Consider the following 13,484-nt stretch of genomic DNA (forward strand, 5'->3'; position numbering starts at 1 on the left):
TTATAGTTTATGCCGTGTGTAAATGAGGCTTCATTGGAAACACTTTTATATTGAAGCCATCAATGTATCTGGATACAGAGAGATCATCTGCCGCAATATCGGGCTTTTTGCCTGAAATTAAATCAGACAGTAACTTCCCTGAACCACAGGCCATCGTCCAACCTAGTGTTCCATGTCCTGTATTTAAATAAAGATTCGCATATTTGGTTGGCCCAACAATAGGAGTACCGTCCGGGGTCATAGGACGCAAACCTGTCCAGAATGAGGCCTCCGTAATATTGCCACCATTATGGTATAGATCCTGTACAACCATTTTTAATGTTTCACAACGATTCTGGAGGACATTCAAATTAAATCCAACCACTTCCGCCATACCACCAACGCGAATACGATTATCAAAACGCGTAATGGCAATCTTGTAAGTTTCATCCAGCACAGTTGAGACAGGTGCTTTTGATTCGTCCATGATCGGCATTGTTAATGAATAACCTTTCAGCGGATAAACCGGAATTTTAACCTGTTCTTTTAATATTTCAGTGGAATAAGATCCCATCGCTACCACATAGTGATCCGCCGTCATGATGCCATCATCACATTGAATACCCGTGACTTTATTTCCATCCACCAAAATCTGTTTAACCCGCTTGTTGAATACAAACTGCACACCAATATCTTCTGCCATTTTGGCCAGAGTTTTGGTAAAAAGTTGACAATCACCCGTTTCATCATTCGGTAATTGCAACCCGCCTGTCAGTTTATGGGAAGCATTGGCAAGCGCTGGCTCCACTGTCGCCAATTGCCCGGCAGTCAATAATCGATAAGAAACCCCCTCTTGCTCTAACACTTTGATATCATTGGCTGCATTATCAAATTGCTTGGTGGTCCTGAACAATTGCAGAGTTCCTCCCTGGCGCCCTTCATATTGGATCCCCGTATCGGCCCTTAATTGTTTAATACAATCCCGACTATATTCTGCCAAGCGTACCATTCTGCTTTTATTCATCGCATAATGGCCTGCATCACAATTACGCAGCATTTGCCACATCCAACGTAACTGAAACAGGGAACCATCAGGGCGAATAGCTAAAGGCGCGTGACGTTGAAACACCCACTTTATTGCTTTTAGTGGGATACCTGGAGCCCCCCAAGGGGTCGCATACCCTGGTGAGATTTGACCGGCATTGGCGGCACTAGTTTCTTCTGCGGCACTGTTCTGGCGATCAATTACGGTAACTTCATGGCCTGCTTGTGCAAGATACCATGCGCTGGTTACGCCAATAACACCGCTGCCTAAAATAAGGACCTTCATTTTACCCCCTACTGGCAAGTGATGCCCGCAAGCATAATATGCTAAACATAAAAAGCCAATACAGAATAATAGACCATGACGCAATTAATTAACTTTTAGGATTTAAGTCACATTTACATTACGAAATACAAAAAAAACATTTCTTCAAAAAGCGTAGAGTTTTAATATAAATTGATATAAATCAAATAGTTAAAAAAGATAAAAATACTGTTTATCCCTTCATTTCTTACTTATTAAAGTGTTTTTTATGGCAAAAAATAAACATTGCATTCACAATGCTAGAATTCATAAAACTCCAGACAAATGAAAATTTTTGGAATTTTATCTAGCATCGTTATTAATTAAGTAGAATAATAATTTAAAAAACTGCATTACACAGTTGGGCGTTTTTCTAAATAGCACACACGTGTTAAGTGATGATCAGAGAAATGCCCCAGAAACATAGATAATGATGCATCATATAATTGCATATTATATGACCTAATTATGAGATAACTACATCACTGGGGTAAATAAATGTAACCAATCGCGAGGCAAACAAAAAACGAAGAGTTTAACCAACTTAAGACGTGTTTCTGTTAATTCGTTGATCTTTCTGTTAATTCGTTGATCTTTCTGTCAATTCATTGATCATAATACTTTGCATACTATGCCAGATAATGCCACTCTCTTTACCATAATTACGCACACAACCCATGATCTTGTCATAGGCTTTTTCCCGGCATAATAAACTTAACTGCTGGTAGAAATTCAACGCTAAATTACGTGCTTCAGGACTGGAGAAATAATAACGACCAACACGGGTATACAACCCTTTCAGCCCGTTAATAATCAAACCGTAAATTGGGTTTCCTGACGCAAAAGCCAGACCACGAAAAATATCATAGTCCACAGAACTGAAAGCTTCAGCGGTATCTTCCACGTTTTCTTTTTCCGCCAGAATTTCCAATGATTTTTCAGGATTGTTCTTAAATGCCGTACGGATAAAGATAGCGGCAATATTGGTTCGCACAGCTAATAAGTTGTCAATCAACTGGGGAACACGATCATGATCAAGACGCGCCAAAGTTTCCAGAATATTAAGACCGGATGTTTCCCAGAAATTATTAACCTTGGTTGGTTTACCATGCTGAATAGTCAACCAACCATCACGGGCAAGGCGCTGCAATACTTCACGCAAGGTCGTGCGGGTGACACCGATCAATTCAGATAATTCACGTTCTGCTGGCAGTATGGAGCCGGGTGGAAAGCGATTATTCCAAATACTTTCAATGAGATACTCTTCCGCGAAACTCGCAGGACTTTGAGCCTTAATTACCATAATTTTAATTATTCCAAAGCAGTTTTCTTGGCTAATAATAGCGGTTGATGATACCAGAATGTGCTTGCCCGACATAGTTACCTGGTAAATAAACCGTGAAAGAGTGAAAGGGTTCATAAAAAATGCGATCATTGGTAGATTAATTATTCGCTAATGCCCTTAAATTGCTATCGCATTGAGCGTACAATACCGCTCCGATATGTTTCTATAGTGGTCGTTTTGATTTATCGCTACTTAGATTTTTTCTACATATCCACAAAGAGGAATATTAATAATAATGGAAATCAGTCTCCAACGCGCAGTGGTGAAGAACTTTCTCGGCAATTCGCCGGATTGGTACAAACTGGCTATCATTGTTTTTCTGATTATCAATCCACTGGTCTACTTCTTTATCAACCCTTTTGTTGCTGGCTGGATGCTCGTCGTTGAGTTTATCTTCACACTAGCAATGGCATTAAAATGTTATCCTCTGCAACCTGGAGGATTACTCGCTATTGAAGCAGTCATCATTGGAATGACTTCGCCAAAACAAATAGGTCATGAAATTGCCAACAATCTGGAAGTCATTTTATTGCTGATTTTCATGGTTGCGGGCATTTACTTCATGAAACAATTATTGCTGTTTGTTTTTACAAAGCTGCTACTGAGTATCCGCTCCAAGAAAATGCTGGCACTGGCATTCTGTCTGGCGAGTGCTTTCTTATCCGCTTTCCTTGATGCCCTGACTGTAATTGCTGTTGTCATCAGTATTTCAATCGGGTTTTACGCCATCTATCACCGATTCCTTTCCCACAACGGCAGTTCTGAACTGAATGATGATAAGTACATTGACAGTGAGGATAAAAGACAGACGCTGGAACAGTTCCGGGCATTTCTGCGCAGTCTGATGATGCATGCGGGGGTTGGTACTGCACTGGGCGGCGTGATGACTATGGTTGGTGAACCCCAAAACCTGATTATTGCCAAACATGTTGATTGGGATTTTGTCACATTCTTTATTCGTATGTCGCCAGTCACCATTCCTGTGTTTATTTGTGGCTTGCTGGTCTGTTTGCTGGTTGAACATTTTAAATTATTCGGTTACGGTGCTGAATTGCCTGAGCGTGTTCGCTCTGTTCTGGAAGATTACGACCAAAAAGCCAGTGAAAAACGTACCCGCCAAGAAAAAGCCCAGCTTGCTATTCAAGTATTAATCGGCATCTGGCTGATTGCCGCCCTGGCTTTTCATTTGGCTGAAGTGGGTTTGATTGGCCTATCAGTCATTATTTTAGCGACTGCATTCTGTGGTATTACCGAAGAACATGCGTTAGGTAAAGCATTTGAGGAAGCCTTACCGTTTACTGCCCTGTTGACCGTGTTTTTCTCTGTGGTTGCCGTCATTGTTGACCAACAACTGTTTACGCCATTTATTCAATTTGTCTTGCAGTCTTCACCCGCTTCACAGCTTTCCTTATTCTACCTGTTCAACGGATTACTCTCCACGGTTTCTGATAACGTTTTCGTCGGTACGGTTTACATTAATGAAGCGCTGAACGCCCTGAAAAGTGGCCTGATTTCACAACAGCAATACGAGTATTTGGCCGTTGCTATCAATACAGGAACTAACTTACCATCCGTAGCAACCCCTAATGGACAGGCCGCTTTTCTGTTCCTGCTAACGTCTACCTTATCTCCATTGATCCGTCTCTCTTATGGTCGCATGGTAATAATGGCCTTGCCTTATACCGTTGTGATGACACTAGTGGGTCTGTTGTGTGTTGAATTCTGGTTAGTGCCAGCCACTGAATATCTCATCAAACTTGGTTTGATCACCCCACTATAATTGGAGACTGAATTTATCGTTATATCCTGCCGGATGGTGTGGTTTTGCACAATAACCCCGTTATTTATATTGAAAAGATGGGAAGAAAAAAAATGTTTCAATTTTTAAATCAGAGTTCCCAAGGGCGAGGCGCATGGATATTGATGGCGTTGACAGCTCTTATCCTGGAAGCGACAGCACTCTATTTTCAACATGTGATGCAGTTACAGCCTTGCGTAATGTGCATTTATGAGCGTGTTGCGTTGTTTGGTATTCTAGGTGCGGCGCTGCTCGGTGCAATCGCACCTAAAACGCCTTTGCGCTGGTTGGCGATCCTGTTGTGGATTTATAGCGCATGGCAAGGATTACAACTGGCATGGGATCACACCATGATGCAGTTATACCCTTCTCCGTTTAATACTTGTGAATTTCTTGTCCAATTCCCATCTTGGTTACCGTTGAATGATTGGCTACCCTCGGTGTTTCAGGCGTTTGGGGATTGTTCGATGAAACAGTGGGAATTTTTAACGCTGGATATGCCGCAATGGCTAATTGGCATTTTTGCCGCTTATCTGCTGGTGAGTATATTGGTGTTAGTGAGCCAATTTTTTCGGATTCAGGATAGATCTTAAGAGTAAAAATTTGCCCCCAAAGGAGTCGCTAAAGGCTCCTTTAATACCTTTCCTATATTCAGTTCTCTATCACCATAATAAAAAACGCGATCTGGATTGCAGATTATAAATCAGAAAAAACGGAAAGATAAATTTTACTGATTTATAGGCTGAAAAAATGGTAGACTTTTTAAGTCGAAAAAATATTTTATAAAACAGTTAGATAAAATTAGAGTGTTCCCCGTAAGCACGGGGATAAACCGCACGGTAGCCACAACGATTTAGTGTTTCGTTGGTGTTCCTACCAATTAACAACCTTATGCCACACCCGAAATTTCTACTGACTTTCCGCTGTAATACTTTCTTTCAGTAATGTGTGATTCACAGCATATTTTGCTTGCCATGCTTTAGGGTTGATTAAATAATGTTGCCGGAAACGTTTAGAAAAATGACTTGGGCTGGAATAACCCACTGCGGCAGCAACCTCAATGACATTCATCCCTTTCTTCAATAAATCTTCCGCTGTGGTCATACGAACGTTTTCCAGATATTGATGGAAGGTACGGAAAACAACCGCCCGGAATCCCTCTTTTAATTTCCGCTCATTCAACCCCACGGCTCTTGATAACAATTTTATAGTCCAGGGGTAATGATAATCGTTATTAATTATTTTTATCGCATTATAAACAGCACGGCGCTGCAATCCGCTAATCACATTATATTGGCAATCATAAATTTGAGCTGCCACACAAGCGAGTATTTCTAACGCCTTTGCCTTTAAATAGACCTTTCTGACACTCCCGTTTAATTGACATTCTTCTATTTGATTCACTATCTGCATAAAGGGGGGATAGATAGGGCAAGCCATCATCAAGGCATCACTATAACTCGCGTTTTTCTCAAAACCAGCCGTTAACCTGGTAAACGATGGTAACTCCTGAGCTTCAATTTCGTTCAGAGAAAAACGGATATCGAGAATATGCCAGATTCCGCAGCCAAAGAAATTCATACCCCGCGTCATCGTAGGCGAATAAAAAAATACCATCGTTCCCGGATTAATATCTAAAACCTCGCCATTCTCAATTGCCATTTTCCCCTTGCCACTGAGAACAAAAGCTATTGACACTGTTGGCGGTCCTTCACAATATTCTGTAAAATCTTGGCTTAATTCAAGATGGATACGGTTGATGTGAATTCCATCAGAAAGCTCCTCGGTCAGCAATAAAGGCGTTGTGTTATTTTCCTCTGCTGGCGAATGCCTATTATTGCTATGGCCCGCCGTGAAAATTCCCAATGTCTCGCTATAGATCGTCTTCATGAAATCCTCTGTAAAATTAGCATCAGACACCCATCATTTCAAAAAAAACGCTTTCCAAAATAAAAACAGCATGTTATGCGTATTAAAGACATTATTCTTTTATTTTATATAGTTATATACAGATGTGAATATCACGCAATTTATCATTAATGAGAATCATTATCAATAGTACGTATCGCGCTATTTTTGTCCCTATCCCGTTAGCTCTTCTTTTCTATTCCAGTTAGTTTCATCAGATATGTTTCCGGGTTTACCACACTTGTTTGGTTTACCACATTTGATCTTTTTAAAACATGATTTGGAAAGGCATAAAGAGTATTTATGAAAAAAAAATATGCGAAAGCGTCTGTCTTATGTTGTCTGATCACACCTGTTGTGGCCTGGGCGGAGCCTTCACCCAAAGCCACAGAAGATGTTTTGATTGTGACGGCTAACAAACGAGCAGAAGCATTAAATAAAGTTAATGGCAGCATTTTGGTAAAAACTGGCGAGGAACTTGAGCAAACGGGTATCACTCAGGTACAGGATCTTGAACGCGCTTTCCCTGGCTTACAAATCCGCTCTCGCGGTAACCGAACCTATTCAGCGACCACAATTCGGGGTATCAGTTCACCCGATTACTATTCACCTTCCATTCGCATTTATGTTGATGGTGTTCCTCAGGATCACCAGTTTCTGACACAAGAGTTAATCAATGTAGAACGTGTAGAATTATTACGTGGTCCGCAAGGCACTTTATATGGTGGCAACGCTCAGGCCGGTGTTATCAATATTATCACCCGTTCTCCGAAAGAAGGTCCCTGGCTTAACCTTTCTGGTCATTATTCCAAGTTAAAACAAGGCGGTTCCTTCAGCGGTTCAATGCCGCTTATTGAAGACATGCTTTATGGCAGCATGAGTCTACGCTGGGTAAAAGAGCCAGGACAAATTGATGCACCAAATCGCGGTGATAAAAATATTGATGCCAGCAAAACCTGGCTCGGTAAAGGAAAGCTGACATTTGCACCAGACGATTCTCCTTTCAGCGCTGAACTTAGCTTTGCTCATGAAGATCTCAATTCACATGAAGAGCTTTATTTAACTGACGAACAGTTCCGGCAGAAAAAATATGATGGCCCTATCCCGGATTTAACACGACGCGTCAACAGTTATGCCCTCAAAGCGGAATATGATTTTGGCAACAACGTATTAACCAGTGTCACCGCCTATCAGGATCGCGATATTTTCCGTGATTTTATCGGGGGTAAATGGAAAGAAAAACACCACGCCACAACCCAAGAGTTGCGTTTAAATTCCAGCTACTCAAATGGGATTACCCATGTTCTCGGTGGCTGGTTCTCAGATGAAACTAACAAACATTATACTCGCTATAATGATGCGCATAACAAAATCAAAGGAAAATCGCTAGCCCTGTTCGGTGAAGTTAAATTACCCATTGCATCTCAATGGGATCTTACCCTTGGCGGACGTCTGTCACATGAAAAATCCCAGATCAATTATTCAGGATCTGACATCATGAAGATTGACGCTTTTGATAATCAGGTTTCCAGCAACGAATTTATACCTAAAGCAGCTCTGGGCTGGCAATTGACACCTGATAGCCGTTTCTATCTCTCTGCCACCAAAGGATACAAACCGGGCGGGTTCAACAACATCGTTTCTTCCATCAATAATAGAAAGCCTTATGATACCGAAACCTCAGGCAATTATGAGTTCGGTTGGCATACCTCGTTCTTTAATAACGCAATGACACTAAACAGTGCGGTTTACTACATCCGTTCCAAAGATAAGCAGATCTATGTTGGACCTATGGGAGGGCAATTTATCCGCAACGCCGGAAAAGCAGAAAGTAAAGGTATTGAACTGAGCAGCCAGATTAAGCCAATGCAAGGGCTTAGACTTTCTCTGGGTGGTAGCATAGGTAAGTCAAATTTCACTGATACAACACAGGGTGTAAGTTATAAAGGCAAACGCCTGCCTTATGCACCAGATGTCATGCTTAATGCAAGTTTCGACTATCTGATTGATCAAACATTGTTACCGGGTAACCTCTATTTCAATGCCGCCACTCGCTATTATTCAAAAAGCTACTTTGATGAAGCGAATACCCTTGAACAAGGGGGATATACTCTCTATGACGCGTCACTCAGTTTAGAAATGGATCATGGCATCAATGTCAAACTTTATGGCGAAAACTTAGGTAACAAACAGTACCGTGTCTCTAGTTTCCAGCTTATGAACGGTACGCACAGCATGATAAGTAAGGGCTTGAATGTGGGGCTGGATGTGAGCGTTGCACTATGATGCACAATACCTCACATCGCCGTCACATCTCGTTACTACTTTTGACTTTGGCGGGTGTTTACACCATCCAAAGTACCATTGGTATGTTAACGTTACAAAGCATGCCGGCATTTCTACGCAACCACGGTGTTACCCCAGATAAGATAGGGTTACTCTATCTATTGATGCTACCTTGGGCATTTAAATTCCTCTGGGCTTCCGTTGTAGAACGCTATCGCAAATCAGGTTCGGGGGATACTCACCCCCGCCGTCTCATGCTCTGCGGCAATCTGTTAATTGTCCTGCTTTTTGGTTCAATATCATTGGCAAAACCTGCTGAACATATGCCGCTCATTATCGCGGCTCTGTTTCTGATTACGCTGTGCCTGACTGTGGTAGATACCACCACGGATGGTCATGCTATTGACCGATTATCACCACAGCATCGCCCCTGGAGCAACGTCATGCAGGTTGGGGGCAGTTATCTGGGGGCTATGATCGGCAGCGGCCTGTTTTTATATCTTACTTCACTGTATGGCTGGCACATTGGTGCAGGCATGTTAGCTATAGCGATCCTATTAATGTCGCTGCCTGTCTTGTTCATTCGGAAAACGCAGGGGCAGGGAGAATCAAATGGGTCAAAAACGCCAAGTACAGCATCTTCAAATCTATCTCAAAAACCATCGCTAAAGGATGCATTACGCCGTACTCCGGTTAAACAAGCGCTGATGTTAATACTGTTGTGTATGATTGGGACACGCCTGTCACTCGGTATGCTCTCCCCATTTTTAGTCGATCGCGGCGTAGACTTGACCCAATTAGGCATCATTGCTGCCAGTGGGGGGGCATTAGCCGGTTTATCCGGTGTCCTGCTTGGTGGCATCGTGGTACGTAAGTTAGGTGCCGTCCAGACATTATTGGCGGTAATGCTGCTTGAATGTCTGGTATTAGTCAGTATTTTTTGGCTTGCCCAACAACCAGAAACTCCCCTATCCCTGCTTTCAGCCGCATACGTTTTTATTACGTTAATCACCGCCACCAAATTTGTTGCCCTGTATACCCAAATGATGTCTCTGGCGGCCGGCATACAGTCTGGTGTGGATTTTGCGTTGATGCAATCCGCAGATATGAGCATTGCGATCATCTGTTCAATACTGGGTGGATTGATTGTGACCAAAGCAAGCTATGCCTCTCTTTTCGCGCTTGCATCACTCTTCACCCTCGCAGGCTTGTTCTGGACATTACGTAAGCGCCACGATTTCCAAAAGGAAAACACCTATGCTCAGTAATGACCCTTCTGTTCAAAACTCTCCCGAGCAGCGTGCGGCTGACGCCGGTGTCATTAAGACATTGTGGGCGATGATGCGCCCATACCGCACGCTGAGTTATGTTGCCATTGCACTGGCGGTTGTTTCCGCAGGCTTGCAAATACTGCCGGCGGCAATTGCCGGTCTGATTACCCAATCTCTCTATGACGGGCAATATGACGCCTTACTGAATTACGGCATCATGTTATTAAGCTTTACCTTTGCCGCTATGCTGACTTTCAGTGGTTCAACGTTTGTCTCCCATTTGATCGCTGCCGATGTTCAGGCTGATATTCGTCGTCATATCAGCAATAAATTGAAGTCTGTTCCCTTGGGCTTCTTTATGCAGACTGACAGCACTGAAATAAAGAAGATGATGCTAGATGACGTCGAACAGCTTGAAGATGGTATTGCCCACATTATTCCAGAAATGTCAGCAACCTTGTTCGGCCCATTGATTGCATTGGGTGTGATGTCAGCCATTGATTGGCGATTAGCATTGGCGGCTTTTGCCCCAACTTTGGGTGCCTGCTTATTATTCATTTATATTCAGATGAAAGTTCAAACTACGACTCAGCGTTTTTACGCCGCCCAAAATCGTATTGCTTCGACAATGGGTGAAGTTATCAACGCAATTCCTGTAGTAAAAACCTATTCAGGCGGCAATATTGCACTACAGCGAGCAGAAGACGCATTTACCGCGCTGACGCGAATTATTGATGTTTGGATTGAGAAAGTGCAGGTTAAATCCAGCCGGTTTTTTGTGCTGTCCAGTGCTAATTTGCTGTTTGTCCTCCCTTTAGCGATCGGGTTATTTAACCGACAAGAGATCACTTTATTCGAGTTCACTTTCTTTATTCTGGCTGCTATGGCATTCGGCAATATTGCGTCATCCATGTTCTCTGTGATGACACGTTTGCAGCAGCAAGAGGCGTTAATCACACGTTATCGTTGGCTAATGAATCAACCTGAATTAGCGCCATGTACTCAAAGCCAGACTCCTGCCGATCATACTGTGACTTTGCATAATGTCAGCTTTTCCTATCAGGATAAGCAGGACAATGCCTTAAATAACCTCTCATTTTCCGTCCCTGCCGGCAGTTCACTCGCTCTGGTCGGCGCCAGTGGTTCTGGCAAATCCACGATAGCCAGCCTGATTGCCCGTCTTTGGGATCCTCAACAAGGTAAAATTACTGTTGGGGGAGTTGATATCCGCAACATGGATGAACCCACGCTGCGTAATAACATCTCTTTTGTGTTCCAGCGGGTGTTTCTGTTCAACGATACGATAGCCAATAATATCCGCCTGGCCCGTCCTGATGCTTCACAAACAGAAGTTGAAGCGGCGGCCCTCGCAGCACAAGCCCATCAATTCATCCAACAGTTACCACAAGGTTACAACACCGTGATTAACCACGGTATCAGCTTGTCTGTAGGAGAAAAACAGCGTATCGCCGTTGCCGCCGCTATCCTGAAAAACGCCCCCATTCTTGTATTGGATGAAGCCACCGCCTATGCCGATCCCGAATGTGAAAAAGAGATGCAACAAGCACTCAATGCGTTATGCCGCAATAAGACAGTAATTGTTATCGCCCATCGTCTGCCAACCACCCGTCACCTTGATCAAATACTGGTTCTGGATAAAGGACACATCGTTGAGCAAGGCACTCATGATGAACTGGTTGCACAGCAAGGCGCGTATGCCAAACAGTGGGCAGCCTGGCGGGGGGAAAAGACCGGAACAGGAGTAAATTAATCATGGGATTATTTCATCGTCTCCAACAACATCTGTCTGCAAAGCTACAACGGGTCTGGTTTGGCGGGTTGTTATATAAACAACTTGATACCATTGCGATTATGGCTCAACTGGCTATCGCCGCCTGGGCTATCACTCATCTGGAGGAAAATCATCTGCAAGAAAGCGGCAACGCTATGCTGCCACTTATCACGCTGACACTATTAGTTGTTTTACTGTTGCTGCGGTTCGCTTTTATGTCTCGCGCATTACGTAAACTCACCATTGCCGCTTATGGGTTGGGAATAGAAATCCGTCGCGCTTTGCTACAACGGCTTGTCAGTATGTCCGTAGCGACAATTCGCGGATTAAGTGCCGGAAAAATAGCCCTGACGTTATCCGAAGATGTGCAATGGCAGGAAAATCAATCAGCCTATACCACCCCACAAATCACCTGCCAGATTATGATGCTGGCGCTTATCTATCTGACTTTATTCTGGTTCGACTGGGTAGTTGCTGGCTGTGCCCTGTTAGTCTTGATGGTTGGATTACTGATCCTGGGGGGTATCCGGCAAAAACTTAATGAAATACTGCGTCGGCGGGCTGCGATGATGGCTGATGTCTCCGAATCAATCGTAGAATATGCTCAGGGCATGGCTTTTATTCGCGCAGCGGCTGCGACCACAACGGTAGAACAACGTTTTGACCGGGAAATTGAACAACTACGTGCCGCATTCCGCCGTGGCATATTCAAAAGCATACCGTTGCTGAGTCTGTTCTACATCATTATTGATACCAGCGTGGTGGTTGGCATTCTGGCGGGAGCTTTACGCTTTAATGAAGCACTCACTCTTCCTGAGATGCTGATCACTATTCTATTGTTGTTCGCCACGATTACCCCTTTACGCGGGATCATTCCCCTGCTCAACGTGACCGCATTGACACAAGTCGGTGAAACACATATTGCAGAAATAGAAGCGATTGCAACGCAAACTTCCGGGCCATTAGCCGCACCAAATAAATATGATGTTGAAGTTAACAACATCTCATTTAGCTACCCGGGTACTCACCAGCCCGCTATCCAGAACGTGTCATTTTATGCACCACAAGGCAGTATGACCGCGATTGTGGGGCCAAGTGGCAGTGGTAAATCCACGCTGGCCTACTTATTACTCGCTTTCTATCAACTGGATAAAGGTGAAATCCGTTTGGGTGGAAACCCTATTCATCATTACCAGACTCAAGCGCTGTACGACACCGTCACAATGGTATTCCAGGAAACCGCACTCTTTCAGGATACTGTCGCCAACAATCTCCGTTTGGGTGATCCAAATGCGACACAATCAGCGCTGGAACAGGCTGCCCGCCTCGCCAGAATTCACGATACAATTATGGCATTACCGCAAGGGTACGATACACCTTTAGGTGTGGATGGCGGTACGTTATCTGGCGGGGAGCGCCAACGGCTCGCCATTGCGCGCGCGATCCTAAAACAGTCCCCGGTGCTATTCCTGGACGAGGCAACTGCATCACTGGATCCCGAAAATGAGCAATTGATACAAGAAGCCTTTGATTCTCTCACTCAGGATAAAACCGTTTTTGTTATCGCTCATCGTCTGAGCACGATAACCCGTGCTGATCAAATATTGGTCATGGATCATGGAACCCTCTGTGATAGCGGTACACATGATGAATTACTGAAACGTTGTCCACTTTACCAATCCCTTTGGAAAAATCACCTTGGCTCAGAAGAGCATTGGCACTTACATCCCAGTATTCACTTAAATAAGGTGTAACAC

General features: G+C 43.7%; 9 protein-coding genes. 6 read left to right on the forward strand and 3 right to left on the reverse strand.

The features are described 5' to 3' along the window. Window positions 1-7 precede the first annotated feature (7 nt). Both AAY47_RS11025 and fadR read right to left on the reverse strand, forming a co-directional pair. The gene (locus tag AAY47_RS11025) at window positions 8-1,309 is read right to left on the reverse strand and encodes a D-amino acid dehydrogenase (protein ID WP_047769810.1); all 1,302 of its coding nucleotides are present in this window, start codon (window positions 1,307-1,309) and stop codon (window positions 8-10) included. Between the two features lie 598 nt (window positions 1,310-1,907). After that, on the reverse strand, window positions 1,908-2,630 hold the full coding sequence (fadR, locus tag AAY47_RS11030) for a fatty acid metabolism transcriptional regulator FadR (RefSeq protein WP_047769895.1): 723 nt from the start codon (window positions 2,628-2,630) through the stop codon (window positions 1,908-1,910). A gap of 277 nt (window positions 2,631-2,907) precedes the next feature. On the opposite strand from fadR, the gene nhaB reads away from it, so the two are divergent. Continuing rightward, window positions 2,908-4,452: a sodium/proton antiporter NhaB gene (nhaB, locus tag AAY47_RS11035; RefSeq protein ID WP_047769813.1), complete on the forward strand. Its 1,545-nt coding sequence runs from the start codon at window positions 2,908-2,910 to the stop codon at window positions 4,450-4,452. Window positions 4,453-4,544: 92 nt separating this feature from the next. Further along, the gene (gene dsbB / locus AAY47_RS11040) at window positions 4,545-5,063 is read left to right on the forward strand and encodes a disulfide bond formation protein DsbB (protein ID WP_047769897.1); all 519 of its coding nucleotides are present in this window, start codon (window positions 4,545-4,547) and stop codon (window positions 5,061-5,063) included. A 316-nt stretch (window positions 5,064-5,379) separates the two neighbouring features. Here dsbB and AAY47_RS11045 read toward each other — a convergent pair whose 3' ends face one another. Next, window positions 5,380-6,360: a helix-turn-helix transcriptional regulator gene (locus AAY47_RS11045; RefSeq protein WP_047769815.1), complete on the reverse strand. Its 981-nt coding sequence runs from the start codon at window positions 6,358-6,360 to the stop codon at window positions 5,380-5,382. A gap of 321 nt (window positions 6,361-6,681) precedes the next feature. On the opposite strand from AAY47_RS11045, the gene AAY47_RS11050 reads away from it, so the two are divergent. Genes AAY47_RS11050 through AAY47_RS11065 form a run of 4 tightly spaced genes read left to right on the forward strand, consistent with a single transcriptional unit; the run spans window position 6,682 to window position 13,481 of the window. Beyond that, window positions 6,682-8,664 carry a TonB-dependent receptor gene (locus AAY47_RS11050; RefSeq protein WP_053014262.1) on the forward strand — a complete coding sequence of 661 codons (1,983 nt, stop codon included), beginning with the start codon at window positions 6,682-6,684 and terminating at the stop codon, window positions 8,662-8,664. After that, window positions 8,661-9,932: an MFS transporter gene (locus tag AAY47_RS11055; RefSeq protein ID WP_047769817.1), complete on the forward strand. Its 1,272-nt coding sequence runs from the start codon at window positions 8,661-8,663 to the stop codon at window positions 9,930-9,932. The genes AAY47_RS11050 and AAY47_RS11055 overlap by 4 nt, the downstream gene beginning before the upstream one ends. Continuing rightward, a complete protein-coding gene (locus AAY47_RS11060) occupies window positions 9,922-11,706 on the forward strand; it encodes an ABC transporter ATP-binding protein (RefSeq protein WP_047769819.1) in 1,785 nt (594 codons plus the stop codon). Before AAY47_RS11055 ends, AAY47_RS11060 begins: the two co-directional genes overlap by 11 nt. 2 nt (window positions 11,707-11,708) lie before the next feature. Then, window positions 11,709-13,481: an ABC transporter ATP-binding protein gene (locus AAY47_RS11065; RefSeq protein ID WP_047769821.1), complete on the forward strand. Its 1,773-nt coding sequence runs from the start codon at window positions 11,709-11,711 to the stop codon at window positions 13,479-13,481. Window positions 13,482-13,484: the final 3 nt, after the last annotated feature.

This window comes from Xenorhabdus griffiniae, from assembly GCF_001028135.1.
Lineage (GTDB): Bacteria > Pseudomonadota > Gammaproteobacteria > Enterobacterales > Enterobacteriaceae > Xenorhabdus > Xenorhabdus bakwenae.